The sequence below is a fragment of the Halobellus sp. LT62 genome, from assembly GCF_037031285.1.
In the GTDB taxonomy this organism is placed as follows: domain Archaea; phylum Halobacteriota; class Halobacteria; order Halobacteriales; family Haloferacaceae; genus Haloquadratum; species Haloquadratum salinisoli.
In genome coordinates this window covers 471,943-498,268 of the sequence record NZ_JAYEZO010000001.1, presented here as the reverse complement: position 1 = coordinate 498,268, position 26,326 = coordinate 471,943, and the positions used below count along the sequence as shown (strand labels likewise).

Genomic DNA, 26,326 nt, shown 5'->3' with positions numbered 1-26,326 from the left:
CGCCGATCCCGCCGTCCGCGAGCACAACACCTATTTAGGGTTCGATTGGCACACAGTGTATGGCCGCAGTCGACCTCGACGACCTCGATCGGTACATCGTCTACGCGCTCCAGAAAGACGCCAGACACACCTCAAGTAGCGACATCGCGGACGCGAAGGGCGTCTCGGCGAGCACCGTCAGAAACCGGATCTCGAAGCTGGAATCGGCGGGCATCATCCGCGGAACGCACGTCGACGTCGACTACGAGGAGATGGGGTATCAGCTCTACACGATCATCTTCTGTACGGCTCCCATCCCCGAGCGCGAACGACTCGCCGAGAGCGCGCTCGAAGTCGAGGGCGTGATCTCGGTTCGCGAGATCATGACCGGCGAGGAGAACGTCCACATCACGGCCGTCGGCCGCGACAGCGACGACCTGAGCCGGATCGGCAGAGAGCTCAGCTCTCTGGGGTTCGAGATCGTCGAAGAGGAGATCATCCGAAACGAGTACACGAACCCCTACAGCGCGTTCGACACCTGCCTCGACGAGGGCGACGAGTAACGGCGGGACGCCGACTCGACAGAATTCCGACGGTCCGAGACGACGGTCCCCAGTTCGGATCGAAGATGGAATCAGCGCCCCGACGAATTAAGAGCGCGTCGACGGAATACACCGACGATGACCGCGATTACCGCCAGAGAGTCGATCACATACGCGCTCGGTCGGGAGATGGTACTGCTGTACGCGGTCGTACTGGCCGGCTACGCGGGAACGCTGCTCGGCGGTTGGTTCGCGTCGGGATGGGCGCTCCGCGGTGGTGGTGCCGGACTCGTCGGAGGGCTGTTGGCGGCGGTCTGCGTTCTCGTCGGATCACTCGCGGTTCTCGCCGGCCTGATCGGCTTGGTCTACAAGGTGATCGCCGACGCTACCGAGGTCTCGCGGGAGTGATCGGCCTCCCCAGTCGACGTGAGACGCCCCGCGTTCAGTCTCGGAGCACCGCGGCGAGCCGCGCCGCGATCTCGCCGCCGAGCGCCGTCTTCGTGCCGCTGAACTCCGAAGCGTCGTCGCTATCGACGAACAGGGTCCACGTCTCGTCGTCGCCCATCACCGAAGCGTCGTTGGCGACGACGAACGCGAGATCGGAGCGCGATAAGATCCCGCGGGCCGCCTCGATCATCGCCTCGTCGTCGCCGGAGGTCTCGGCCTTGAAGCCGACGATTGGGAGCGTCGGATGTGCCTCGCGAACGTCGTCGATAAGCTTCGGCGTCGGTTCGAGTTCGAGCGTGCGCGACTCGCCGGAACGGAGCTTCTCGTCGGCCGCCGAGACGGTGTAATCAGAGATCGCGGCCGCGGAGACGAGCGCGTCGGCCGCGGCGTCTGCCCCCTCGCCGCTGTCGTCGCCATCCCCGCCGCTGTCGTTATTTCTGCCGTCGTCGCCGGCCCCGCCACCGAGCGCCGCCAGCACCGCCTCGCGCATCTCGGCGGCGGACTCGACGGTCACCGAGTCGGCGTAGTGGACGTCGCCGCCGTCGTGAACGAGCGTGACGTCGGCACCGCGGACGTGACAGGCGCGGGCGACCGCGCGGCCGGTCTTCCCGGAGGCGCGGTTCGTGAGAATCCGAATGGGATCGATCGCCTCCGCGGTCGATCCCGCGGTCACGACGACGTGGCGACCGGCGAGCGTGGGCTCGGTCGTCGCCCGCGCGACGGCCGTCACGATCGCCTCCTCGGTCGCGATCTTCGCCTTTCCCTCCTCGATCCGCGGGTCGACGAAGTCGACTCCCCACGACTCGACGCGGTCGATCGCGTCCAAGACGCCCGGGTGGTCGTACATCGGCTCGTGCATCGCGGGGGCGACGACGACGGGGAGGTCCGCGCCGAGCGCGGTCGTCGCGCAGGTCGTGACGGGCGTGTCGTCGACGGCCCCGGCGATCTTGCCGACCGTGTTCGCCGTCGCGGGCGCGAGCAGCAGCACGTCGGCCCACCCCTCGCGGCCGCAGAGTTCGACGTGTTCGACGCGCCCGGTCAGTTCCGTCACGACATCGTTCTCGGTCGCGAACTCGACGGCCCACGGGTGGATAATCCCCTGCGCGCTCTCGGTCATCACTCCGCGGACTGCCGCACCCTGCCGCCGCAGCTCGTGGGCGAGCTCGACGACCTTCACGGCCGCGATGCTGCCCGAGACGCCGAGCGCGACGTTGACCCCGTCTAACATCGCTCGACGATTCGTCGGCCCGGGTGTAAAAGGCCCCGTTCCGTCGGGGTGCTTCGAGCGGGACCACTCGATCGTCGAGAGCGGTCATCGCCATCTCCCCGTCGAGAACTACCGTCTGCTCGTTGAGAGAGTCTACTCGTCGAGAAGGGTGACTGTCCGTTCCTCGTCGATCAAAACCGTGTATCCCTCGTACTCGAAGCGGAGTTCGAGCGTAGTGAGCGTCGGGTTAGAGAAGAGCGCCTCGATGGCGTCCGTATCCACGACCTCTCCGAGCGGCGTCAGCTCCATCGGGGAGACGCCTTCTGCGGCCGCAACGGCTTCCGCAACGTGGAAAGAGATCCGTTGTGACTCCGAACCGGCGCTCATTCCCTTACTTAAGGGCTGATGAGGGTAAAAGGGTTACTCGCAGACTCATACATAAGAACGGTCAGTATAACCATCCGACTGCGGGGTGTGCGTGAAACTCACCGCTGATCTCCGAAAGGTGGGTCCGTGCAGTCGGCCGGTTCACGATTGACGGCACACGCGCAGCTGTCGATCAAGGATTGCGACCTGCCGCGGTCGACCGGTGGGACGAACGCTACTCGGGAGAAAGACGTGAATCGTGGAGACGGACGCTACTCGTCAAGCCGTCCCAACTCGTCGTCGACGAGGCTGGGGTGCGTTCGCTGCGGCTCGGGATGCGGCTCGGAAAACGCCTCGCGCATCCGTTTTCGAGAGGCGGCGTGACGGCGATCGCGTTCGGCCGCGTCGATCTCCTCGCAGCCCGGCGGAACCTCCCGGCCGCGGTCGGTGAAGTAGCCCTCCGGCGTCACCCAGTCGTGGTAGTACGCGACGTCGGCGTCGTGGACGACCGTCAGGCCGACCTCCGCGCCGTGGCCCGCGGCGACGACCGCCTGATGGTACTTCTCGGCCACGCGGCCGGCCGCGTAGACGCCCTCGACGTTCGTCCGGCCGACCTCGTCGACGACGACGTACTCCTTCGAGCCCGCGTCGCGGGTCTCGACGCCGAGGCCATCTAGGTAGGAAACGTCCGACCACGACGCGGCGATGACGGCGTCGGCGACGTACCGATCCGAGTGGCCGTCCGACGTTCTGGATCCGCTATCGACGGTACTCGCCAACACCTCGAACCCGCCCTCGACTCGTTCGACCGCGGTGACGCGTCCGGACTGCCGCTCGACGCCGTTCTCCTCGGCCTGTTCGGCGAGCAGGTCCAAAAACTGTCGAGCGTTGACGCCACCGGGGAATCCGGGGACGTTCTCCAAGTGGGCGTTTCGTGCGAGGATGCTCTCGTCGAGATTGACAACGATCGTGTCGAGTCCGGCGCGGGCGGTGAACGTCGCCGCCGTCAGTCCGGCGACGCCCCCGCCGACGACGAGGACGTCCGCGGACGTCGGGGAGGCGTCTCCGTCGCCGACGCCGTCGGCCGTACCGTCTGTCTGCTGAGTGACCATACGAGCCGAAAGGCGGGGGGTGCCGATGAGTCTCACGATTGCGGACGGCGGGGTCCGAAAGGCATCACGGGCGACGGTCTCGAGCGGTGAGAAACGAGCGACGAAAGAAAAGCAACGAGCGACGAGAGGCGCGAGATCAGTACCCGGCGTCGGTATCGTACAACCGCTCGTCGTCGGTCGCGTCGACCGAGACGAGGCCCCTCGGCGTCTCGTCGAGTTCGAGCGTGAGCTGCCAGCGGTCGTCGCCGACCGGCGTCGCCGCGGTAAAGGCGAACTCCGTCTCCGAGAGGTGCCGTCCGAGAGTGATCGACGCCGGAAGCGTCGGCAGCCGACCCGTCCGCTCGGCGAGCGCGTAGTTGCCGAACGTCACCCGCCAGCGGTTCGGACCGGCACCGACGGCGACGGAGTCCCCGGAGACGAATCCGACAGCTGCGAGTTCTTCGATCGCCGCGCGAAGCGCCTCGTCGGGGCTGAGCGCCGTCGACGTGTTCGGCTCGCGAAGCGCTCGGGCCGCCCTGTCGACGATGCCGACCCGTTCGCTGCGATCCGCGCGGAGTGCGAGCTCGCTCGTGACGCTCCACAGCATCGTGAGACAGAAGTCGTCGCGGTCCTCGACGACCTCAGCGAGCGTGAGGTACGTCTCCATCGCCGCCGACTCCACCTCGCGGAGCGACGCCGCAGAAAGCGCCTCGAACGTCGCGCCCGCGACGTTGTGGCAGAACTCGAGGTAGCGGACTCGCGGGTCCGCATCGGCGGTCGTCGCCACGCCGGCCGGCCCGTCTTCGAGGTCGTGGACCAGCGGTTCGTAGAAGGGGACCTGCGGATCGTACTGCCGAAGCGTCGCGCGGTACTCGGTCGTCGCATCGGCGGCCTCGGCAGCGGTGTCGCGGTCATCGAATCGGTGGCCGGCCACGGGGTAGGGCTCACAGCCGGTCCGCCCGCAAACGACCGCGTACGGCCCGTCGGGTGCCGCGAGGCAGTCGACGTGTCGGCTGATGTCCCGCAGGGTCGCCCCGACCATCGTGCGGAATATGACCGTTCTTCAACAAGTGCGTTCCGGTCGCCGTCCTCCGTGGGTCGGATGTACAACGGTGCGAGACGTGAGCACACGGCGAGAGTCGTCCACGCGCGGCGATCGACGAGGAGCGCGTCCGTGACGCGGGCCGCTCGCCGGCCCACAACGCTTTGCCGTTCCTCCGCGAACGGCCTGCGTGGACGAACTCGTCGTCAGCACTGTCGTATACGTGCCTCCCCGGGAGGCGTACGACCTCCTCGTCGACTTCCCGCGCTATGAGCGGTACGCAGATCACCTCCGCGACGTCGTCAGGCGGCGCGGCGACGGCGGGGCGGGGACGCGCTACGCGCTGCGATTCGCGTGGTGGAAGCTCACCTACACCGTCGAGTCGGAGGTCACCGACGTCGACCCGCCCGAGCGCATCGAGTGGCGCGTGGTGAGGAACCTCGACGCCGGGGGCCGCTGGCTGATCGAGGAACTCGACGACCTCCCCGCGGACGCTCCCGACTGGGCGGAGACGGCCACGCGCGTCTCCTTCGAGGTGTCGTACGATCCCCGGTCGGCGAACGAGGGCGGGATCGGCCTGCCGCGGTTCGTCTCTCTCGACTGGGTCGTCGACCGGCTCAAGCCAGCCATCGCGAGCGAGGCCCAGCGGATCGTCGAGCGGATCGTCGCCGACCTCGAAGGGCAGTCGCGTCCGGTCGAACTCACGGTCGAACGGCGGTCGTGAACGCCACAGACGAGTGTTTCAGTGACCCTCGACAGCGTATGAGGCGTTGTGGGCGGAATAGGTCGATGCCGAAAGAGAAATACGCCCGCGTCGGACACACTCTGAGAGAATGAATCCGGGTGATTCCCCGTGCGCGTCGTGATCGTCGGTGCGGGGCAGGTCGGATCGAGCATCGCCGCGGACCTCGCGGGCACGCACGAGGTGATCGTCGTCGACTGCGATCCCGAGCGCGTCGAGGAGTTGAACTACTCGCTGGACGTCCTCGGGGTGACCGGCGACGGAACGTCGGTAGCGACGCTCGAAGAGGCCGGCATCGAGGACGTCGATATGGTGATCGCCTCGACCGACGACGACGAGACGAACATTGTCGTCTGTTCGACGGCGAAGGCGATCTCCGACGCGTTCACGATCGCGCGGGTGAAAAACACCGAGTACCTCCGGACGTGGGAGCGCTCGAAGCGCGCCTTCGGCGTCGACTTCATGGTCTGCACGAATCTCTTGGCCGCGGAGTCGATCGTCCGGATGATCGGCCTCCCGGCCGCGCGCGACGTCGACCCCTTCGCGGGCGGACAGGTGCAGATGGCCGAATTCGAGGTCGACGCCGACAGCCCGGTGGCGAACCAGACCGTCGCAGAGGCCGACCGCTTCGACTCGCTGACGTTCGTCGCGCTGCTGCGCAACGGCTGCGTCGAGATCGTCCGCGGTGACACGGTCATCAAGCCCGAAGATCGAGTCGTCGTGATCGGCTCACCCGGTAGCGTCCAAGAGTTCGCCCGGTCGGTCGCCCCCGAGGAATCGCCCGGCAGCGCCGAGGAGGTCGTCATCGTCGGCGGCTCCGAGATCGGCTATCACGTCGCACGACTGCTCGAAGAGCGCGACTTCCAACCCCGGCTGGTCGAACGCGACGGCGCCCGCGCCCGCGAACTGGCCGAACGCCTGCCGAAGACGGTCGTGATGGAGTCTGACGCCACTGACATAGAGTTCCTCGAACGCGAACACATCGGGGACGCCGACGTCGTCGTCTCGGCGCTCGACTCCGACGAGAAGAACCTGCTCGTGTCGCTTCTCGCCGAGCGGATGGGCGTCGAGCGGACGATCGCGATCATCGACGCCGACGAGTACGTCGACCTCTTCGAGACTGTGGGCGTCGACGTCGGCGTGAGCCCGCGCGGCGTCGTCGCCGAAGAGATCTCTCGGTTCACGCTCGACGGCAACGCCGAGAACGTCGCGCTCATCGAGTCCGACAAGGCAGAAGTGCTGGAAATCGAGATCGACGCCGAGAGCCTCCTCGCGGGGCGGACGATTCAAGAATCGACCCGAGACCTCCCGGACGGGGTAGTCATCGGCGCGATCACGCGCGACCGGGAGTTCATCACGCCCCGGGGAGACACCGTCGTCGAGGTCGGCGACCACGTCGTCGTCTTCGCCGGCATCGACGTCGTCGACGACGTGACTGCGCGAATATGAGCGTCACACTCCGCGTCGACATCCGCGCGAGCCTCAGCCTCGTCGGGTCGGTGCTGAAATACCTCGCCGTGCCGCTGTGTCTCCCGGTCGTCGTCGCGCTCTACTACGGCGAGACCGTCGTCCCCTTCGTCGCGACGATGGCGCTCACCGTCGTCGTCGGCATCGGCCTCGAACGCCTCGAACCCGATCCCGACCTGCGCGCTCGCGAGGGGCTCCTGATGGTGGCGCTCACGTGGCTCGCCGTCGCCCTCGTCGGCGCGGTACCGTATCTGATCGAAGCGCACGGCCTACCGCCGCTCGTCGCCACGATCCATCCGGAATCGACGCTCGCGAACCCGGCGAACGCGCTGTTCGAGTCGATGAGCGGGTTCACCACGACCGGCGCGACCGTTCTCGGCGACATCTCTTTCGAGTCGCACACGCGCTCGATTATGCTGTGGCGACAGCTCACCCAGTGGCTCGGCGGGATGGGGATCGTCGTCCTCGCGGTCGCGATCCTCCCGGAGCTTTCGGTCGGTGGCGCACAGCTGATGGACGCCGAAGCGCCCGGCCCCGGAATCGAGAAGCTCACCCCGCGGATCGCCGAGACGGCGCGCGCGCTGTGGGGTGCGTACCTCGGAATCACGCTCCTCGAAATCATACTGCTGTACTCGCTGTCGGTGACCGGAATCGACCCGGCGATGACGCTGTACAACGCCGTCGCGCACGGATTGACGACGATGCCCACCGGCGGGTTCTCGCCGGAGTCGCGGAGCATCGAGGCGTTCAGCGCGGCCGCCCAGTGGATCATCATCCCGTTTATGATCGCCGCCGGGACGAACTTCGCGCTGTTCTGGCACGTGCTGTCGGGCGAGCCGAAGCGACTCGTCCGCGACGCGGAGTTCAAGTTCTACCTCGGCGTCCTCGGCGTCTTCACCGCGCTCCTGGCCACGGTGCTCTTCACCGGCGGGTTCGCCGCGACCGCGCCCGCGGGAGGGACGTACGACGCCGCGTACCTCGAAAACTTGAGCGCGGCGATCGCCGGTCAGGCCGAACCCGCGATCAGACACGCGCTGTTCCAAGCGGCCGCCATCGTGACGACCACCGGGTACGCGAGCCTCGACTTCAACGCGTGGGGCCCGGCCGCGAAGGGGATCCTCCTCTTCGGGATCTTCGTCGGCGGCTCCGCGGGGTCGACCGGCGGCGCGGTGAAGATCGTCCGGTGGTACGTGATTCTCAAGGCCGTCCGACGAGAGCTGTTCACGACCGCCCACCCCGAAGCCGTCCGCCCGATCCGGCTCGGCGGGAACCCGATCGACGAGCGCGCGCTCCGCGGGATCTACGCCTTCACGTCCCTCTATCTCGCGCTCTTCGTACTGGCGGCGGTGCTGTTCTTCCTCGACGCCCAGCGCGTCGGGCTCAGTGTCACCGTGTTGGAGGTCGTCTCGACGGCCGCGACGGCCATCGGCAACGTCGGCCCGGCGTTCGGGCAGTTCGGGCCGATGGGCGGGTACTCCTCGCTCTCGGAAGCGAGCAAACTGCTGTTCGTCTTTCTGATGTGGATCGGCCGACTGGAGATCTTTCCGGTGCTCGTGCTCCTGATGCCGGAGTTCTGGCAGCGCTAGCGACTCGCGGAAGTCAACGGCAAAAGCCCGAACGCGGCGCTCAGTTCTCGACGGCCGACGCCGCGCGAACGATCGCTTCCTCGCCGAACTTCGGGCCGATCAACTGCAGGCCGACCGGGAGCCCGTCGGCCTCGCCGGCGGGCACCGAGATGGCGGGGAGATTCGCGAGGTTCACCGGGACGGTGTTCGCATCCATCAGATAGAGTTGGAGGGGATCGTCGAGGCTCTCGCCGAGTTTCGGTGGCAGGACCGGCATCGTCGGCGTCGCCAACACGTCCGCCCGCTCGAAGGCGTCATCGAAGTCGCGCTTCACCCACGCGCGGGCGTCTTGGGCCTTCTTGTAGTACTTGTCGTGATAGCCCGCAGAGAGCGCGAAGGTGCCGAGCAGGATGCGACGTTTGACTTCCTCGCCGAAGCCCTCCTCGCGGGCCCGGGCGAAGGCGTCGTTCCAGTTGCCCTCGTAGCCGCCCGACTTCCCGTACCGCACGCCGTCGAAGCGCGCGAGATTCGAGGAGGCCTCCGACATCGCGATGACGTAGTACGCCTGCACGGCGTGCTCGACCGAGTCCAAGGAGACCTCGACGGTCTCCGCGCCCTGCGCGCGCAGGTCGTCGAGAGCGGCCTCGAAGCGCTCGACGACGCGGTCGTCCGCGCCGTCCAGCAGGTCGGTGACGACGCCGATCGTCGTGCCGTCGACGTCGCCGTCGGCCGCGGCGGCGTAGTTCGAGTCGGTCGCGGGGTGTGCGTTGACGTCGTTTCCGGCGTCGGCATCGCTTCCGGTGTCGGCGTCGTTTCCGTTCCCCTCGCCGCCGCCGTCGAACCGCGTCGTCGAGTCTCGCGGGTCGGGCCCCGAGATCACGTCGAGCAGCGCCGCCGCGTCCTCGACGTTCCCGGCGATCGGGCCGATCTGTTCGAGAGAGTTCGCGTACGCGACGAGGCCGTATCTGGAAACGAGCCCGTAGGTCGGCTTGATGCCGACGACGCCGCAGAACGCGGCGGGGTTTCGGACCGAGCCGCCGGTGTCGGAACCGAGCGCGAGGTCCGCCTCACCGGCGGCGACGGCCGCTGCCGATCCCCCGGAGGAGCCGCCGGGGACGTGCCCCTCGTCGACGGGGTTCTTGGTGGCCCCGTACGCCGAGGTCTCGGTGGTGCCGCCCATCCCGAACTCGTCCATATTCGCCTTCCCGACGATCGTCGCCCCGGCGGCTTTCACCCGGTCGACCACCGTGGCGTCGTAGGGCGGGACGTACGACTCCAGCATCGCCGAGCCGCAGGTCGTCCGCACGCCCTCGGTGCTGATGTTGTCCTTGACGGCGACGCGCTTGCCCGCGAGCGGGCCGTCGTCGTCGCCCGCAATCGTCTCCTCGGTGATGAACGCGTTCAGACTCATCAGGACACCCGCGGTCCCTTGAAGTAACCGTCCTCGGTTTCGGCGGCGTTGCGCAACGCGTCCTCCTGTGAGAGGCTCTCGCGGATCTCGTCGGGCCGCATCACGTTCACCAGGTCGGCCTCGCTCTCGACTTCGGGCACCTCATCGAGGGCCTCGAAGTACTCGAGGATCTCCGCGAACTGCGCCGTGAACGCGTCGACCTCCTCGTCGTCGAGGTCGACGCGAGCCAGCTCCGCGACGTGTTCGACGTCCTCGGCGTCGACGGGCGTCTCGCTCATATCCGTGAGGAGCCGTGGCCCCGGAGTAAGGGTTTCGGTGCGCGCTGTACGGAGTTGGAGGGTGGGCTACGAGAGGGACCGCTGTTGTGAACAACCCGGAAGCCCCTGCCCCTTCCATTCCCACCCGGAGGAATTCCGGGTTAGCAATCGAACGGCGGACAGTGATGGATCGCCGCGTGGCGGTGTCCGACCGCCGCGTCAGCCGATCGGTCTCTGTCGCCCCCGGACTCGAACAGTAAGAGCCACCTGCGTTCCGTCGCATCGGGGCGTATGGAGACAACACGGCACTTCACCGCGACGGTGTACATCGTCGAGAGCGGGGCCGTCGCGCTGCACCACCACGATCGTCTGGGGATCCGCGTGCCGCCGGGGGGCCACGTCGACCGCGACGAACTCCCGCACGAGGCGGGACTGCGAGAAGTGAAAGAGGAGACGGGGCTCGACGCCGACCTCGTCGACGGGACCCCTGCGATCGACGCCCCCGCCGGGCGAGTGCTACCGCGACCGCGACACCAGATGCTCTACGACATCAACGTCCACGACGACGGGACCGCGGGCCACCAGCACATCGACCACGTCTACTACGCCCGCGTGGAATCGCGGGGGATCGACCCCGCGGGCGACGACGAGGCCGACGCGGACGCGTGGGCGTGGTACGACGAGCGCGACCTCCGCGAGAGCGATGTCGACCCCGACACCGTGCAGTTCTCGCTTGAGGCGATCGAGGCCGCAGAACGCGCGGCGAAGGTCGCCGAGCGTACCGATTAGACGTCCGCGTCTTCGTCGTTCGGCGGACGAACGGGACCGTCGTCGACGAGTGCTCGGACGTACCGCTCGACGTGGTTCTCCATCCGACGCTTGTATCCGGCCTGTCGAGCGAGCCGATCGAGTTCGCGAGAGACGTACGTGCCGTACTGGACGGCTTTCTTGTCCGCGGTGCGGACCGCGTCGGGAACGATCTCCCGAGCGGCCTCCCGCAGCGCGACCTTCCGCTCGTCGCCGTCGACGAGGAGGTGTCCCGGGAGCCGCAGCGCCGCCGTGACGACGTCGTCGTGCAGCAGCGGCGTCACGGGTTCGACCCCCGCCGCGCGAATCGCGAGGACGTCGCGCTCGGCCTGTCCGGGGATCGTCGCGAGCACCCCCCGTCGCGCGCCGCGGACGGTGTCGGCGTCGACTCGCGGGTCGTCGGAGGCCTTCGCGACCTTCGCGTAGCCGCCGAACAGCTCGTCGGCACCCTGTCCGAGCGCGAGGCGCTCGAAGCCGTCGCTCGCGGCGCGCTCGGCGACGAGATACAGGGGAAGCGCGATCGAGAGGTCCATCGGGTTCGTCCGGCCGATCGCGTCGACGAGCGTCGGGATCGCATCGAGGAGATCCTCGTGAGCGAGTTCGACGACGCGGAGGTCGCGATCCATCGACTCGGCCGCCGATCGTGCGGCCGCGACGTCGTGGCTGCCCTCGAAGCCGGCGACGTAGCACGGCGCGTTCGGGACGCCCGCGGCGACGACCGCGCTGTCGACGCCCCCAGAGAACGCGACGGCGACGTCGCGGGCGTCGTTCTCGCTGTCGCTCCCAACCGCAGCCGTCCGATCGAGCACCGCCGCGCGAACCGCCGCGAGCGCCCGCTCGTCGTCGTCAGTCGGTGCGGGGTCAGGAAGCGTCCACGCCGGGTCGTCGCGTGGCTCGTCGCCGAGAACGGTCACCGCCCCCGCGGGAACGGGCACGGGATCGGATAACTCCCGTCGATCGAACGCCCACGACGACGGATCGTCGGCCTCGACGAACAGGGGTTGGCGGCCGAGGACGTCGCAGACGAGGCGACCGTCGACGATTCCCGCGAACCCGGCGGTGCCCGGAAGCGCCTCGCCTGTCTCGATCGCCCGCCGAACGAGCGCGGGGGTGGTTCCGTTGACGACATCGTCCGACGAATCAGCGGTTGCGGGCATCTACATCAGATCCGAGACCGTGCGCTGGATTCGGCGCTTGACGCCGCCGCCGAACTGTCGGAAGGAGATCCGCCACGGCGTCCGACTGCCGACGACGGTCGTGTCGCCGGCGACGATGGCGTCGAGAACGCCCGACGCAGACCGGTCGTCCGTCGCTACTTCGGTGACCGCCTGCCCGACCATCTCGCCGATGTGAGCGTCGCTTCCGGCCGTCTTCGGCAGGCCGCGCGCGGTCGCGAAGCGGTCGGCCTTCCGGTTGGCCCAGCCCGTGAACAGCCGCGAGTTGTAGACCTCGATCGCGTCCGCGGCGGCGAGTTGGTCGCGGCTGATGTGGGCGGCGACGCCGTGGCGGGAGGACTGAAACGGGTGCGGGATGACGGCGATGCCGCCCTGCTCGTGGATGCGGTCGAGCGTCTCGTCGTAGGAGAGCCCCGCGGGAACGAGCTCGTCGATGCCGAACGCGAGGACGTGGCCCGCGGCCGACGTCACCTCCATCCCGGTGATGCCGACGAGCCCGTACTCCGGGGCGAGCTCGGCGGCTTCGAGGCTGGCGTCGATCTCGTCGTGGTCCGTCACCGCGAGCGCGTCTAGGCCGACGGCCTGCGCCTGCGCTAAGAGCAGTTCGACGGGGTCGCGGCCGTCGTACGACAGCGACGAGTGCGCGTGCAGCTCGACCGATAGCACGGGCGGAGATAGTCACCCGAATTAAAAAAGCGGCCCGATCCGATCGTCCAACGAACCGGCACCGCTCACTCGCCAGAACAATGCATATACGTGCACACAGAAAAGCATTAATTCGCCCTTCTTGAACAGGGAAGTGAATGAGCCTGCCGGACGCTGATCGCGAACTGGTGACGGCCGAACTCGGCCGCGACCCCACACCCACGGAGGCGGCGCTGTTCGAGAACCTCTGGAGCGAACACTGCGCGTACCGCTCGTCGCGACCGCTCCTCTCCGCGTTCGACTCGGAGGGCGAGCAGGTCGTCGTCGGCCCCGGCGACGACGCCGCCGTGGTTCGGCTCCCGGACAACGACGGAGAGTCGGAGACGGAGACGTACATCACGATGGGTATCGAGAGCCACAACCACCCCTCGTACGTCGATCCCTACGACGGCGCGGCGACGGGCGTCGGCGGCATCGTCCGCGACACGCTCTCGATGGGCGCGTACCCGATCGCGCTGACGGACAGCCTCTACTTCGGCGGCTTCGACCGCGAGCACACCCGCTACCTCCTCGATGGCGTCGTCGAAGGGATCGCCGACTACGGGAACGCGATCGGCGTTCCCACCGTCGGTGGGAGCGTCGAGTTCCACGACGATTATGAAGGAAATCCGCTCGTCAACGTCGCCTGCGTCGGCCTGCTCGACGAGGAGCGACTCGTCACAGCCGAGGCGCAGGAGGCGGGGAACAAACTCGTCCTCGTCGGCAACGCGACCGGCCGCGACGGCCTCGGCGGCGCGTCGTTCGCCAGCGAGGACCTCGCGGAGGACGCCGAAACCGAGGACCGACCCGCAGTCCAAGTCGGCGACCCCTACTCGGAGAAGTTGCTCATCGAGGCCAACGAGGATCTGATCGAGGCCGACCTCGTGCAGTCCGCCCGCGACCTCGGTGCAGCCGGCCTCGGCGGCGCGTCCTCCGAACTCGTCGCGAAGGGCGGCTTCGGCGCGCGGATCGAACTCGACCGCGTCCACCAGCGCGAGCCGAATATGAATCCCTTGGAGATCATCCTCGCCGAGTCCCAAGAGCGGATGTGCTATGAGGTCCACCCGGAGGACGTCGACGCCGTCGCCGAGATCGCCGAGCGCTACGACCTCGGCTGTTCGGTCATCGGCGAGGTCGCCGAGGGGAACTACGTTTGTACCTTCAACGGAGAGATGGTCGTCGACGTGCCGCCGGCGTTCCTCGCCGACGGCGCGCCGATGAACGACCTCGACGCGACCGAACCGACACAACCCGAGCGCGACCGACCCGAGATCGACCTCGACGCCGCGTTCGAGGCGGTCGTGAGCGCGCCCAACACGGCCTCGAAGCGGTGGGTCTACCGCCAGTACGACCACGAGGTCGGCGCGCGGACCGCCCTGCTCCCCGGCGACGATGCCGCGGTGATGGCGATCCGCGAGGCCGGGACGGGACTGGCGATCTCGGCCGGCGCGGTCCCGGCGTGGACGACGATCGCCCCGTACGACGGGGCCCGCGCGGTCGCCTTAGAGAACGCGACGAACCTCGCCGCGAAGGGCGCGACGCCGCTGGCGGCGGTCGACTGCCTGAACGGCGGCAATCCCGAGAAACCCGACGTCTACGGCGGCTTCAAGGCCATCGTCGACGGCCTCGCGGATATGTGCCGAGACCTCTCGGTTCCGGTCGTCGGCGGCAACGTCTCGCTGTACAACGACTCCATTGCGGGACCGATCCCGCCGACGCCGACGCTCGCGATGGTCGGCGCGAAAGCGGGCTACGACGCTCCCGCGGCGGCGTTCGCGGGTGAGGGGACGATTCTGCTCGTCGGCGAGGGTGGCGACGCGCTCGGCGGATCGGAACTGCTCGCGCAGGTCGGCGGCTCCGACCGTTTCCCGACGCTGCCCGAGAACGCGAGCGACGCCGTCGCGACGCTCGCGGAGGTCGCAGACGCCGAGGCGACGCTCGCGGTTCACGACGTGAGCAACGGCGGCCTCGCCGTCGCGCTCGCGGAGATGGTGACAGCAGAGACGGGCGCGGACATCGCTGTCGATGGCGTCGCGTCGCTCTTCGAGGAGACGCCCGGCCGCGCGGTGATCGAGACCGCCGATCCCGACGCCGTCGAAGCCGCCTTCGAGGGCGTTGCGCCGGTGACGGAGCTGGGCGAGGCGACGACCGACGGCACGCTGTCGCTCTTGGTGGATGGAGAAACCCTCGCTGTCGACGCAGCGGCGATCGCGTCGCTCCGCGACGTGCTCGCCGCCGAACTCGACTAATCGGAGAGAACGGCCGAGGAAGCGATTCGCTATGGTGCAGCTTCTGGAGTGGTAGTGAGAAGCGAGACGTCTGCGTTTAGGCGAGCAGCGGCACGCCGAAGACGATAGCGAGACCGACGGCGAGAATCAGCAGTCCAGTCGTCACCTTCCCCATCCCGAACTCCTGCATCGGCGACGTGACTCGCGTGTCCACGAGTTCGCTGCCGTGTTCGTCCGAGCCGTGGTCGTCGTGGCCGTGGTCATCTGAAGCGTGGCCGTCGTGATCGCTCATACGCGGACCGTGGCACGCCGACTACTAAAACGCTCCCGAATCGGCCGCCCGTGGGAGGGACGCCTCCCGAAATCCGGACGAGGCTTAACTGTGCTCGGTGTGTCGCGACCGTATGACCGAGCATCGGAACGACGACGGGGCCGACCGCGACGGAACGGAGACGTTGCCGAACGGCGAGACCCGGCGGTGGTGGAAGGAAGCCGTCGTCTATCAGATCTACCCGCGGTCGTTCAACGACTCGAACGGCGACGGCGTCGGCGATCTCCCCGGTATCGTCGAAAAGGTGGATTATCTCGACGATCTCGGCGTCGACGTCGTCTGGCTCAACCCGGTGTACGAATCGCCGAACGCCGACAACGGGTACGACGTCGCGGACTACCGCGCGATTATGGACGAGTTCGGGACGATGACCGACTGGGAGGAACTCCTCGCGGAACTGCACGATCGAGACATCAGGCTCGTGATGGACCTCGTCGCGAACCACACCTCCGACGAGCACGAGTGGTTCCGGCGCTCACGGCGGTCGCGGGACGACGAATACCGAGAGTGGTATTTCTGGCGCGAGGGCCGCGCCGCGGCGGACGTGCCGTGGGCGGCAGAGAGCGGCCCAGACGGCGAGGCACCCCCGAACGACTGGCAGTCGTTCTTCGGTGGCCCCGCGTGGACCTACGACGAGACGACTGGGGAGTGGTACCTCCACCTGTTCGACGAGAAGCAACCGGACCTCGACTGGACGAACGAGCGGGTCCGTCGAGAGATATTCGACACGATGGCGTGGTGGCTCGAAAAGGGGATCGACGGGTTCCGGATGGACGTCATCAACCTCATCTCGAAACCGCCGGGATTGCCGCCGATCGGGGACGATCCCGAGAGCGACACGTTCGATCGAGTCAGCGAGGGGCCGCGAGTCCACGAGTTCATACGAGAGATGCGCGATGCGGTTCTCTCGCCCGACCTGCTCACGGTCGGGGAGATGGCCGGCAGAAGCCTCTCGATGGAGCAGGCGCGCCGGTACGTCGGACAGGGTCCGGACGGCGACGGCCTCTCGATGCTCTTTCACTTCGAGCATATGCACCTCGATCGGGGGGCGAAACCGTGGGAGACGGAAGCGTGGCAACTCCCCGAACTGAAAGCCGTCTTCGACCGGTGGCAGGCCGGACTCGAAGGCGAAGGCTGGAACGCCCTGTATCTCTCCAACCACGACCAGCCGCGGACGGTCTCGCGTTTCGGCGACGACGGGGCGTACCGCCGCGAGTCAGCGACGCTTTTCGCGACGCTGCTTCACACGCTCCGCGGCACGCCCTACGTCTACCAAGGGCAGGAACTCGGGATGACGAACGCGCCGTTCGCGTCGCTCGCGGAGTACCGGGACGTCGAGACGATACACCCCGTCCGGCGGGCGATCGACCGCGGCGAGATCGACTCTTTCGAGGCGGTCGCGGACGGCGTCCGCGCGAACAGCCGAGACAACGCCCGAACGCCGATGCAGTGGACCGACGGGTCGAACGCGGGGTTCACCGATCCCGACGTCGAACCGTGGATCGGGATCAATCCGAACCACGAGGAGATCAACGTCGCCGACGAGCGCGACGACCCCGAGTCGGTGTGGCACTACTACCGACGGCTGATGGAACTACGAGAGGAACACGACGTGATGATCTACGGCGACTACGACCCGCTCGTACCGGATCACGAGCGGCTCTGGGCGTACACGCGGACCCTCGGCGAGGAGCGGTGGCTCGTCGTGCTCAACGTCTCCGGAGAGCCGACCGAATTCGAGCTTTCCGCCGACGCCGTCGTCGACGCGGACCCCTCGGTTGTGATCTCGAACTACGATTGCGACCGGAGAGAGACGGCTCTCGCGCCGGGGGAGGGAACGTTTCGACTTCGGCCGTGGGAAGCGCGCGTGTACGAACTGTAGCGCGGGCTATCGACGTGTGGGGGCGAACAGGCGACACGGATCCTCGCGACGCGGTGTGTCGCACACCCGCTTCTCGCGCCGCGGTCGATGTCAGATCACGGCGCGTCTGGTTCCGTCTCCGGATAAAAAGGTCAGCACGTCGCACCGCCGCGTGCGTCCGGAAGCGATCGATCACCTGCCACAGTCGAAACCATCAAGCGGCTCATCCGCGAACGATCAGCTAGCAAATGCTCACGAAGCGGATTATCCCCTGTATCGACGTCGACCTCGACGACGACGGGAACCCCGCCGTCTACACCGGCGTCAACTTCGAGGACCTGAAATACACCGGTGATCCGGTGGAGATGGCCAAGCGATACAACGAGGCGGGCGCAGACGAGTTTGTCTTCCTCGACATCACCGCCTCGGCGGCGGGTCGGGAGACGATGCTCGATACGGTCTCGGCGGTCGCCGACGAGGTGTTCATCCCGCTCACCGTCGGCGGGGGGATCAGAACGAGAGACGATATCAAAGAGACGCTCCGCGCGGGCGCGGACAAGGTCTCGATCAACACTGCGGCGTTGGAGAACCCCGACCTGATCGACGAGGGCGCGCGGGCGTTCGGCTCGCAGTGCATCGTCATCTCCGTCGACGCGAAGCGCCGCTACGACGAACGCGGCGAACACTACGTCGATGTCGACGGCGAGTCCTGCTGGTTCGAGTGTATGGTGAAGGGCGGCCGCGAGGGGACGGGCGTCGACCTCGTCGAATGGGCGAAGACGGCCGAGTCCCGCGGCGCGGGCGAGCTGTTCGTCAACTCCATCGACGCCGACGGAACGAAAGAGGGCTACGACATCCCGCTGACGAAGGCCATCTGCGATACGGTGTCGACCCCCGTCATCGCCTCCTCGGGCTGCGGCGGGCCTGAAGATATGTACGAGGTGTTCACCGAGGCCGGGGCCGACGCCGGGCTGGCGGCGTCGATCTTCCACTTCGGCGACTACAGCATCCAAGAGACGAAAGAGTACCTCCACGAGCGCGGCGTTCCCGTCCGGCTGTAACCCGCGAACACCGTCGTTCGAACGATCCGGGGGACGAAGAGAGAACCCGACTACGCGGCCGAACGGATCACGCGGCCGAACCGACTATGCGGCCGACTCGAACGCCGTGGAGAAATCGTCCATCATCGTCTGTACGCTCCGAGAGGCGTCGCCGAGGGCGTCGAGCGGATCGACGCCGGACTCCGTCTTGATCGACAGAATCGGTTCGGTCTGTCCGCCCGACTGCTCGGGGTTCACGTCGTAGGTCGCGGCGGCGACGCCCTCGGTCTCCAAGAGCGCGCCCTTGATGACGTTCATGAACGTGTGATCCTCACCGGCGACCTCGATGCGGAGTTCCTCTTCGGTCTTGTCGATGACCCGCAGTTCCATATCTCCGTGTTATCAGTCACAGCGTTTCAGTATTTCGTCTTCGGGAACAGCGCCGAGACGTCGGGGTCGCGGTCGACCAACCGGTAGGCTATGCCGTCGCGATCGGCCGTCTCGGCGCGTTCGGCCGTCTCGGCGCGCTCGATCGCGTCATCTCGTGCGACCGTACCGGCGTGATCGAGGTGATCTAGGTGCGCGAACGCCTCCCCCGGGCCGTGGAGGATATGGATGTCTTCGAGCTCGCCGAACAGGTGCGCGCTGACCGTCCACGCGTCGGCTGGACCGTGCTCGCGAAGCACGTCGATGACGCGTCGCGTCCGCTCGACGTGGTGCGAGCGGATGACCCGCGCGCGCTCGGACGGTTCCGCGATCGGATCGCGATGTCCCGGCCACGCGAAGTCGAGGTCGCGAGCGATGAGGCGATCCAAACTATCGACGTACCGTTCGAGCGGGCGTTCCAGACGGAGGTCCGCGCCGCCGACGTTCGGGGTGTATTCGGGGAGAATCACGTCGCCGACGAACGCGACCGAGAACGGCCCCGACCCGCGGGCTCCGTCGGCATCAGCGTTTGAAAGCGGAATCTCTCCGCCCGTCGTCTCGTAGGCGAAGGCGACGTGGCCCGCGGCGTGCCCGGGAAGGTGCCACACCTCCAGTTCGCCGTCGCCGGCGGGAATCATATCACCCGCAACGAACGTCCGCGTGTCGCTCGGATCGCCCGCGACGCCGGCGAAATTGGCTTGCACGCCCTCCAACTCCGCGCGCTTCTCGGCGGGGATCCCCCACTCGTCGAAGCGTCGCTCTCTGAGTCGGGTGAGGTCCTCGGCGGCCGCTTCGTCGCCGGCGACGAGCGGAGCGTCGTCCTCGTGGACGAGGACCGTCGCCCCCGACCGCTCCTGCAGCTCTCCGGCGAGGCCGCTGTGGTCGGGGTGCCAGTGCGTGAGAAGGATTTGATCCAGATCGGAGAGGTCGACACCGGCGGCGGAGAGCCCGTCCAGAAGATCCGTGCGTACGTCGGCCATCGCGATGCCGACGTCGACCAGCGTCGTCACGTCTCCCTCGATCAGATACGCGTTGTTCTGCCCCTCGAAAACCGTGTTTCCGAGCGGGATCCGGGTGACGTCCATACGCCGTGAATCGTGCGAACGATTATGAGAGTTACCATACTGTAGTGCGATACCGACTCGTATGTATCGATACACAGACAAGACCGGACGCCGGCGTCGGTACATTCAATTCAGTCGCTCGCAAACCGCGCGGGCAGGGGATGGAAGACTTCTACGACTTGCTGGAGGTGTCTCGCGACGCCTCGACTGAGGAGATCAATCGCGCGTGGCGGCGGAAGGTCCGGCGGTATCACCCCGACGTCAACGACGACGCGCGGGCGGGTGCGCAGTTCAAGACGCTCAAGAAAGCCCACGAGGTGCTCTCCGAGGAGTCCGAACGCGCCGCCTACGACCGGATGGGCCACGTGGCGTACGTCGACCAGCGACTGGACGGGCTGCCGACAAAACCATCCCGAACGAGCGAAGCCGAAACGCCGAGCGAGGGCGAAACCCCGACTGAAACCACGGCATCGACTGAGACTACACAGTCGACCGAGACCGGAAGTCGAACCCGAACCGACGAACAACGCCACCGAGAGGGGCAGTCGGCGACGAGTCGAGCGGATCATACGCGCCAGACGAAGACGTCCCAGCGATTCGGACACGGGACGCATCGCACCCGACAGACGAACGCCGAGGGGGCCGGCTCGAACCGGACGTCTTCGACCGCGACGAACGCGGCCCGCAGTCACAGCGAGGGTACCGCAGATCAGTCCGGGGCGAGCACTACATCGGCGTCCGCGACGATGACGCAACCACAGCGCCGCGCGTCGCCGCTGCTGTACGGGTGGCTCGGCGTGTTGCTCGCCGGGACGCTCTATCTCGCCGGCCTGTGGCAGTATCTCAGCGCGAACGCAGCGGCGCTGGCGACCCTGCGTCGCACCGCGCGTACGGATCCCGCGGCGGCGCTCACCGGGACGTTCGATCTCATCGGCCCGTCGGGATTCGCCCTCGCCGCGACGCTCGACGCCCCGCGCTCGCTGCTCTTTCCGGTCGGGGTCGTCGCGCTCGCGGTCGTGCTCACAGCGGTCGTGCTCTCCTTCGGCCGCGGGCTCGCTTACCTGTACGCCCTCGGTGGATTCGTGCCGCTCGTCGCGCTCGGCGTCGACACGGTCCTTTCACTTCCCGACGGCGTCGTCCTCCTTCTCGTGGCGCTCTGCCCGCTGGGCGCGACCGTCGGCTTCCTCGTCGATGTCGGCCGCGTGGCTCTCGTCCGTCGTGCGCCGCGCTCGTGAGTGCTCGGAATCCCCTCAGAACGCGTCCGTACTGGTGAAAGGAAACGGGGCCGCATCGGGCGGACCCCTGACTGACCAAGCCACTGCGAAGAGCACCAGTCTCGCAGCTCCTTACCTGACGCGCCCGGTTCGACCACGCGCGTCGACTGTTTGTTTTCCGTTTATCTTCAAAAGTGCTGTGATAGAACTAATTTCCACCCAGATCGATGAGGATTTCAACTATTTGGGCAATTCTGGTAGAGGATGCGGAGCGAAATTCAACACTGCAACTCCATCCGCCGTGAACGGGAGATATTCCCCAAATATATCGATAATATATTGACTATCCAGCGGAAGTTCACCGAACCAGATACGGATCATCGCCGGGGCTGAATCGACCGAGGTCGGCTTCGCGCCGGTAGTCCGTCGATCGGAGCGTGTCGATCCCGTCGACGAGGCGGTCGCAGTGCGTGTCGTCCCACTCGGCGGGATCCCTGATCGGGACGACGAGGAAACCGCTCCCGCGGATCTCCGTCGCGTGCAGCGATTCCATATCGATCTCCGTCTTCCACGCCTGCGCCGTGTACGTCTCGAGCACGTGAGAAGTCGCCCGCGCGCCGACCGGCAGGAGCACGTGCGCGGCGATCGCACGCAGTTCCGCGTCGAAAAAGCGCTCTAAGTCGTCGTAGGACGACTGCGTCGGTTCGTCTCCGTCGGGCGCACACAGATGTAGATACGAGAAGAACATATCTATCGGCTCCGGGTTCTCGCCGGTCGCCCGCAGCAGCCCGGCCCGCCGCAACGCCGCCTGCAGTCGGAGCCCAGACTCGTTGGTGAACGGAACGCCGGTATCGAGCCCGCCGTGGACGCCGGGATGGTCGCCGATGACGTGGAAATTGGCGTTCGCATCGCCGTATCCGGGGACGAACTGCTCACACGGCGGTCGCATCCCGAACGGGTTTCGGATTCGGTCGGTGACGTTCTCCACGCTATCGGAGTAGTAACGAGACCGTTAAAAACGGGACCGATTCGCGGCTCACAACTCGACGCCCGAGGGAATCAGACTGTGAGAGCGGAGCAGATTTCCGTCGGCGTCGTAGACGAGGAACGTCTGCTTCTCGTAGACGACCGCTTCCTCGCCGTCGATGCGAACTTCGACGCGGTACCGCCCGTCGTCGTCAGCGTTGCGACCGTACTCGCGCGCGGCGCGAATGAAGGCGAGCACGTCGTCGGCCGACTCGTTGAGTTCGAGGACGAAGTCGCCGGTGATCCGGTTCGTAACGCTCACGACGCCGGCCGCGTCGGGATCGTCGAGGGGGTCTTGCAGCCGAAACGCGACGTCGGTCTCACTCGCCTCGAGATAGCCGCCGTTCGGATCCGAGAGTCGGCTCTCAAGTACCTCTTTGGGCCCGTGAAAGTCGATCCGGACCTGCGGCTTCTTGGGGTCGTCGCCCTCATCGACCCACGAGACGTTCTCGACATCCAGCGCGAAGTAATCCCGCCTCATTCCGTATATCGGAGTTAGACGCCATCGCGTATGAACGTAACGCCCGTGTCAGACGCCGCCCGGATCGACGACAGTGACACGTGACTGAACAGGATACCAACGGGCGGGAGATATTTTCTGTATCGTAGTATGTGATTTATGAGTCTGAGAGCAGGAAGTCACTGGGTGCTGGGTCGACGAATCAGACCGTATAGTCCGAATACTCCTACGCTACGTGGTCGCGAACGGTCTGGAAGTCGTCCGCTGCGACGCTCTCGACGATCGCGCTGACGTCGAGATCCGGGATCAATCGGGGGTATTTGCGGTTGAAGTACGAGAGGAGATTGTCGATATCGCGTCTGAGGAACTCGCGCGCGTTATCGTGGTCGGTCGGCACGGCCTGCGGCCAATCGAAGAGCATCACTCCCGACTCGCTGACCGCGACGTTATACTCACTCATATCTCGGTGGACGTATCCAATACCGTAGGCGGCCGCGATTTCTCGTAGGATCAGATCAAAGACGCCGACGGCCTGCTCGTCGGGTAACTTCGTGCGGTGCAGTTCGATCCCGTCGAATTTGTCCATCACGATGGCGTGACGGTTCTGATCGATCGGTCGAGGTACCGAGACGGTGGGAAACAGCGATTCCAACGTCTCGTATTCGCGTTCTGCGGCCTTTCGTGCGGTGTAGAGCCACGAAACGTGTTGGTTTTCTGAAGTATAATCGCGCTCGCGCATCACCTCGCGGAAGTTCGTGTACCCCTCGCGGTGGAACTTCAGCGCGAGCGGTCGATACGACTGCACTTCGAGAACGTCGCTCTCCTTGCCGACGCCGAGCGGCGCACCCACGCCTTCGATCGTGTCGCGCTCGGCGAACGCCCGCAACGCGAGCGCATCGTACCCCTCGGCGGTGAGCGTGTACCCTTCATACTGGATGGTCTTGCGCTCGATCAACTCCCGGGTCGCACACCGATCGAGTCGGTACTCCACCTCCTCGGCGGTCAGATTCGAAAGCGACGGGAGCTTCTCGCGGTTGACCCACTCCGAAAAGCGCATTCCGTGCTCGACGCCGGAGAGGAGATAGAAGTCCTCGGGTTCGAGTTCGGCCATCAATCCGGCGACATTCCGCACCATACCGGTAGTGAGCGGGCGATGCGTAAAAGGCCCGCGAGTCGGCTGTTAGCCCATATAAACTATATTTCGGTATATTAAATTCCAGCTCGATCGTGACGAAATTGCTTTCCCGTATCGACCGTAGCACCCAGTATGACCACGAATCCGGGGCCGCTCGCCGATCGCGAATGGCGGCTGATCCGCGAGGAGGCCCGCGAGGGACCGATGCAGATGGCGCTCGACGAAATCGCCGCCGAAACGGCCGCTGCCGGTGGACCGCGCACGGTCCGCGTGTACCGGTGGTCGCCGAGTACGCTCTCACTGGGATACGGACAGGATCCCGACACCGTCGACTGGGAGCACTGCGCCGCCGAGGGTGTCTCGGTAACCCGCCGACAGACGGGGGGCGGAGGCATCTACCACGACATCGACGGGGACGTCTCCTACTCGATCACCGCGCCGAAGTCCGAACTGCCGGGAGATCTGATGGACGCTTACCACCTGCTCTGTGAACCGATACTTGATGCGTTCGGCAAGTTGGGAATCGACGCTGACTACGTGAGCGAGTCGGTTCCGGAGATCTGGCGGCCCGCGTGTTACCTCCGGAAGCTGCACCCCGCACACGACGTCGTCGCCGAGGGGCGCAAGATCAGTGGAAATGCCCAGTATCGCCGCCGCGACGCCGTTGTCCAGCACGGTTCGCTTACGTACGCCGTCCGCGCCGACGAGCATCTCGACGTCTTTTCCGGGCACGACGTGTCGCCAGCGCAATTCGGTGATCGAGTGGTGGGCGTCGACGAGCTCGTCGACGCGTCCCGCGAGGAGATGGTCGCGGCGGTCGAGGAGTCGCTTGCGGACTGGGCGGACGCCGAGGTCGGAACGTGGACCGACGACGAGTTAGAACGCGCGCGAATCCGCGTCGAGGAGAAATACGGGAGCGACGAGTGGGTCCGCCGCCGCCCCGACGACCGGTCCTGAGTCGGGATCGGGGCGACCGCGTCGTACTCCGAAGTGGCTTTACTTCCGGGGCGACAGGGAAGCGTATGCGAGTAGGTGCACACGAGTCGATCGCCGGGGGCGTCGCCAACGCCGTCGATCGACAGCTGGAAGACGGCGGCAACTGCGGACAGATCTTCACGCACTCGCCGCAGGTGTGGCAGAACCCCGACATCGATGACGACGACGCCACGACGTTCCGCGAGCGATCGAGCGAACACGACGTCAGCCCGTGGGTGATTCACTCATCGTACCTCGTAAACCTCTGCACGCCGAAAGACGATCTCCGCGAGAAATCCATCGATTCGATGCAGCGGGAGGTCGACGCCGCGGCGCTCCTCGATATTCCATACGTGAACGTCCACCTCGGCGCGCACACCGGCGCGGGCGAACAGCAGGGGCTCGAAAACGCCGTCTCGGCGCTCGACGAGCTGGACGTCCCCGACGGCGTCACCGTACTCGTCGAGTCCGACGCCGGGTCCGGAACGAAGATGGGCGACGACTTCGCGCACTTGGGGTACGTGCTCGAGGAGAGCGCACAGGATCTCGAAATCTGTCTCGACACCGCTCACGCCTTCGCCGCGGGCTACGATCTCTCGACGGCGGCCGGCGTCGACGAGACGGTCGAGGAACTGGACGCCGAGGTCGGTCTCGAAAACCTCGCGTGCGTCCACCTGAACGATTCGAAACACGAGTGCGGCACCAACAAGGACGAGCACGCCCACATCGGCGAGGGACTGATCGGCGAAGCGGGAATGACGGCGTTCGTCAACCATCCCGATCTCGTGGACGTGCCGCTGGTCTTGGAGACGCCCAACGAGGACGGCAAGGGGTTCGCGTGGAACATCGAGCGCGTTCGCGACCTCCGCGAGGCGTAATCCACGAAGACGCGGCCTCCCGAGGGCGGAACCGACGGGGGATCGACCCGCTTTTGACGATGCCCCCGGTACGAAGGCGCGTGCGGAAGTTCTCACCGGAGTATCTGCGTCGGACGCGCGAGGGGATGTGGGACGGCTCCCGCGAAGCGCTCGCGCCGCTCTCGCTCGGGGATCGAGAGCAGATCCTCGACGCGGGGGCGGGGACGGGCGAACTCGCCCGCGTCCTCGACGCGGAATCGCCGGGAACGGTGACCTGTCTCGACGCCGACCCGGAGCTCCTCGGAGTCGCCCGCGGGGAGACGGGGCTGGAAACCGTCGCCGGCGACGCGACGCGTCCGCCCTTCCGCGAGGACGCCTTCGACTTGGTCGTCTGTCAGGCACTCCTCGTCAATCTCCCCGATCCCGCGGCCGCTATCCGAGCGTTCTCGGGGCTCTCGACGGATCTCGTCGCGGCGATCGAACCCGACAACGGCGACGTCGGCGTCGATTCGACCGTCGACAGGGAAATCGAACTCGAAAAGCGGGTTCGCTCGGCGTACATCGAGGGCGTCGAGACGGACGTCTCGATGGACGATCGACTCCTCTCGGTGTTTCGCGAATCCGGGCTGTCGGACGTCCGGACGCAACGGTACTACCACCGGAAGGTGACTGAACCACCGTACGACGAAGCGGCGCTGGCGGCCGCGACGCGGAAGGCCAACGGCGGCGCGCTCGCACAACACGAACGGGAGCTCCGAAGGACGCTTTCTGCCGCCGAATACGACGAGCTCCGGGGCGCGTGGCGCGAGATGGGTCGGGACGTCATCGACGCGATGCGCGAGGAGAAGTACCGCCGCGCGGAGGTCGTCCCGTTCGACGTCGTCGTCGGACGCGTCGGCGACGACTGAGCCAGAGAGGCCTCGTCGA

At 66.7% G+C, this 26,326-nt stretch carries 27 protein-coding genes; 13 read left to right on the top strand and 14 right to left on the bottom strand.

Annotated elements, in window-relative coordinates; genetic code table 11:
- Positions 1-59: 59 nt before the first annotated feature.
- Both U5919_RS02445 and U5919_RS02440 read left to right on the top strand, forming a co-directional pair.
- Positions 60-542 carry an Lrp/AsnC family transcriptional regulator gene (locus tag U5919_RS02445; protein WP_336021924.1) on the top strand — a complete coding sequence of 161 codons (483 nt, stop codon included), beginning with the start codon at positions 60-62 and terminating at the stop codon, positions 540-542.
- A gap of 117 nt (positions 543-659) precedes the next feature.
- Complete coding sequence (locus tag U5919_RS02440; RefSeq protein WP_336021923.1) at positions 660-929, top strand: hypothetical protein; 270 nt, start codon at positions 660-662, stop codon at positions 927-929.
- A gap of 34 nt (positions 930-963) precedes the next feature.
- On the opposite strand, the gene coaBC is transcribed toward U5919_RS02440, so the two are convergent.
- The 4 genes from coaBC to U5919_RS02420 form a co-directional block, all read right to left on the bottom strand.
- Positions 964-2,196 (bottom strand): bifunctional phosphopantothenoylcysteine decarboxylase/phosphopantothenate--cysteine ligase CoaBC, encoded by a 1,233-nt coding sequence (gene coaBC / locus U5919_RS02435; protein WP_336021922.1) that lies wholly within the window; start codon positions 2,194-2,196, stop codon positions 964-966.
- A 132-nt stretch (positions 2,197-2,328) separates the two neighbouring features.
- Positions 2,329-2,562, bottom strand: a complete 234-nt coding sequence (locus U5919_RS02430; protein WP_336021921.1) for a HalOD1 output domain-containing protein — start codon at positions 2,560-2,562, stop codon at positions 2,329-2,331.
- 251 nt (positions 2,563-2,813) lie between these two features.
- Positions 2,814-3,653 carry an FAD-dependent oxidoreductase gene (locus U5919_RS02425; RefSeq protein WP_336021920.1) on the bottom strand — a complete coding sequence of 280 codons (840 nt, stop codon included), beginning with the start codon at positions 3,651-3,653 and terminating at the stop codon, positions 2,814-2,816.
- A gap of 136 nt (positions 3,654-3,789) precedes the next feature.
- Positions 3,790-4,674 carry a DUF7551 domain-containing protein gene (locus U5919_RS02420; RefSeq protein ID WP_336021919.1) on the bottom strand — a complete coding sequence of 295 codons (885 nt, stop codon included), beginning with the start codon at positions 4,672-4,674 and terminating at the stop codon, positions 3,790-3,792.
- A gap of 190 nt (positions 4,675-4,864) precedes the next feature.
- On the opposite strand from U5919_RS02420, the gene U5919_RS02415 reads away from it, so the two are divergent.
- The 3 genes from U5919_RS02415 to U5919_RS02405 all read left to right on the top strand — a co-directional run bounded on the left by U5919_RS02415 (position 4,865) and on the right by U5919_RS02405 (position 8,469).
- Positions 4,865-5,398 carry a type II toxin-antitoxin system RatA family toxin gene (locus U5919_RS02415; RefSeq protein ID WP_336021918.1) on the top strand — a complete coding sequence of 178 codons (534 nt, stop codon included), beginning with the start codon at positions 4,865-4,867 and terminating at the stop codon, positions 5,396-5,398.
- A 129-nt stretch (positions 5,399-5,527) separates the two neighbouring features.
- The gene (gene trkA / locus U5919_RS02410; RefSeq protein WP_336021917.1) at positions 5,528-6,865 is read left to right on the top strand and encodes a Trk system potassium transporter TrkA; all 1,338 of its coding nucleotides are present in this window, start codon (positions 5,528-5,530) and stop codon (positions 6,863-6,865) included.
- Positions 6,862-8,469 carry a TrkH family potassium uptake protein gene (locus U5919_RS02405; RefSeq protein ID WP_336021916.1) on the top strand — a complete coding sequence of 536 codons (1,608 nt, stop codon included), beginning with the start codon at positions 6,862-6,864 and terminating at the stop codon, positions 8,467-8,469. The genes trkA and U5919_RS02405 overlap by 4 nt, the downstream gene beginning before the upstream one ends.
- Before the next feature lie 40 nt (positions 8,470-8,509).
- On the opposite strand, the gene U5919_RS02400 is transcribed toward U5919_RS02405, so the two are convergent.
- The gene (locus tag U5919_RS02400) at positions 8,510-9,859 is read right to left on the bottom strand and encodes an amidase family protein (protein ID WP_336021915.1); all 1,350 of its coding nucleotides are present in this window, start codon (positions 9,857-9,859) and stop codon (positions 8,510-8,512) included.
- Positions 9,859-10,137 carry an Asp-tRNA(Asn)/Glu-tRNA(Gln) amidotransferase subunit GatC gene (gene gatC, locus U5919_RS02395; RefSeq protein ID WP_336021914.1) on the bottom strand — a complete coding sequence of 93 codons (279 nt, stop codon included), beginning with the start codon at positions 10,135-10,137 and terminating at the stop codon, positions 9,859-9,861. Before gatC ends, U5919_RS02400 begins: the two co-directional genes overlap by 1 nt.
- 270 nt (positions 10,138-10,407) lie before the next feature.
- Between gatC and U5919_RS02390 the strand changes: the two genes are divergently transcribed.
- Positions 10,408-10,905, top strand: coding sequence for an NUDIX domain-containing protein (locus U5919_RS02390; RefSeq protein WP_336021913.1), 498 nt, complete (start codon positions 10,408-10,410; stop codon positions 10,903-10,905).
- Here the strand turns inward: U5919_RS02390 and U5919_RS02385 are convergent.
- Both U5919_RS02385 and U5919_RS02380 read right to left on the bottom strand, forming a co-directional pair.
- The gene (locus U5919_RS02385; RefSeq protein WP_336021912.1) at positions 10,902-12,080 is read right to left on the bottom strand and encodes an asparagine synthase C-terminal domain-containing protein; all 1,179 of its coding nucleotides are present in this window, start codon (positions 12,078-12,080) and stop codon (positions 10,902-10,904) included. The two genes, U5919_RS02390 and U5919_RS02385, sit on opposite strands and share 4 nt — an antisense overlap.
- A complete protein-coding gene (locus tag U5919_RS02380; protein WP_336021911.1) occupies positions 12,081-12,764 on the bottom strand; it encodes a CehA/McbA family metallohydrolase in 684 nt (227 codons plus the stop codon).
- A 137-nt stretch (positions 12,765-12,901) separates the two neighbouring features.
- Here U5919_RS02380 and purL point away from each other — a divergent pair, with 137 nt between their 5' ends.
- Positions 12,902-15,031: a phosphoribosylformylglycinamidine synthase subunit PurL gene (gene purL, locus U5919_RS02375; protein ID WP_336021910.1), complete on the top strand. Its 2,130-nt coding sequence runs from the start codon at positions 12,902-12,904 to the stop codon at positions 15,029-15,031.
- Between the two features lie 76 nt (positions 15,032-15,107).
- On the opposite strand, the gene U5919_RS02370 is transcribed toward purL, so the two are convergent.
- A complete protein-coding gene (locus tag U5919_RS02370) occupies positions 15,108-15,302 on the bottom strand; it encodes a DUF7550 family protein (protein WP_336021909.1) in 195 nt (64 codons plus the stop codon).
- A 112-nt stretch (positions 15,303-15,414) separates the two neighbouring features.
- On the opposite strand from U5919_RS02370, the gene U5919_RS02365 reads away from it, so the two are divergent.
- Positions 15,415-17,223 (top strand): glycoside hydrolase family 13 protein, encoded by a 1,809-nt coding sequence (locus tag U5919_RS02365; protein ID WP_336021908.1) that lies wholly within the window; start codon positions 15,415-15,417, stop codon positions 17,221-17,223.
- 227 nt (positions 17,224-17,450) lie between these two features.
- On the top strand, positions 17,451-18,263 hold the full coding sequence (gene hisF / locus U5919_RS02360; RefSeq protein ID WP_336021907.1) for an imidazole glycerol phosphate synthase subunit HisF: 813 nt from the start codon (positions 17,451-17,453) through the stop codon (positions 18,261-18,263).
- An 84-nt stretch (positions 18,264-18,347) separates the two neighbouring features.
- Here hisF and U5919_RS02355 read toward each other — a convergent pair whose 3' ends face one another.
- On the bottom strand, positions 18,348-18,632 hold the full coding sequence (locus tag U5919_RS02355) for a DNA-directed RNA polymerase subunit L (RefSeq protein WP_336021906.1): 285 nt from the start codon (positions 18,630-18,632) through the stop codon (positions 18,348-18,350).
- A 26-nt stretch (positions 18,633-18,658) separates the two neighbouring features.
- Positions 18,659-19,753, bottom strand: a complete 1,095-nt coding sequence (locus tag U5919_RS02350; protein ID WP_336021905.1) for an MBL fold metallo-hydrolase — start codon at positions 19,751-19,753, stop codon at positions 18,659-18,661.
- 140 nt (positions 19,754-19,893) lie between these two features.
- Between U5919_RS02350 and U5919_RS02345 the strand changes: the two genes are divergently transcribed.
- The gene (locus U5919_RS02345; RefSeq protein WP_336021904.1) at positions 19,894-20,967 is read left to right on the top strand and encodes a DnaJ domain-containing protein; all 1,074 of its coding nucleotides are present in this window, start codon (positions 19,894-19,896) and stop codon (positions 20,965-20,967) included.
- A 337-nt stretch (positions 20,968-21,304) separates the two neighbouring features.
- Here U5919_RS02345 and U5919_RS02340 read toward each other — a convergent pair whose 3' ends face one another.
- The 3 genes from U5919_RS02340 to U5919_RS02330 form a co-directional block, all read right to left on the bottom strand.
- Positions 21,305-21,934 (bottom strand): uracil-DNA glycosylase family protein, encoded by a 630-nt coding sequence (locus tag U5919_RS02340; RefSeq protein WP_336021903.1) that lies wholly within the window; start codon positions 21,932-21,934, stop codon positions 21,305-21,307.
- Positions 21,935-21,982: 48 nt separating this feature from the next.
- Positions 21,983-22,453: a DUF5793 family protein gene (locus tag U5919_RS02335; protein WP_336021902.1), complete on the bottom strand. Its 471-nt coding sequence runs from the start codon at positions 22,451-22,453 to the stop codon at positions 21,983-21,985.
- A gap of 205 nt (positions 22,454-22,658) precedes the next feature.
- A complete protein-coding gene (locus tag U5919_RS02330) occupies positions 22,659-23,567 on the bottom strand; it encodes a serine/threonine-protein kinase RIO2 (protein WP_336021901.1) in 909 nt (302 codons plus the stop codon).
- A 132-nt stretch (positions 23,568-23,699) separates the two neighbouring features.
- Here U5919_RS02330 and U5919_RS02325 point away from each other — a divergent pair, with 132 nt between their 5' ends.
- The 3 genes from U5919_RS02325 (at position 23,700) to U5919_RS02315 (ending at position 26,307) form a co-directional block, all read left to right on the top strand.
- Complete coding sequence (locus U5919_RS02325; RefSeq protein ID WP_336021900.1) at positions 23,700-24,524, top strand: lipoate--protein ligase family protein; 825 nt, start codon at positions 23,700-23,702, stop codon at positions 24,522-24,524.
- 65 nt (positions 24,525-24,589) lie between these two features.
- Positions 24,590-25,420 carry a deoxyribonuclease IV gene (locus U5919_RS02320; protein ID WP_336021899.1) on the top strand — a complete coding sequence of 277 codons (831 nt, stop codon included), beginning with the start codon at positions 24,590-24,592 and terminating at the stop codon, positions 25,418-25,420.
- 80 nt (positions 25,421-25,500) lie between these two features.
- Entirely contained in the window at positions 25,501-26,307 is an 807-nt protein-coding gene (locus U5919_RS02315; protein ID WP_336021898.1) for a class I SAM-dependent methyltransferase, read from the top strand.
- The last annotated feature ends 19 nt before the right edge of the window (positions 26,308-26,326 follow it).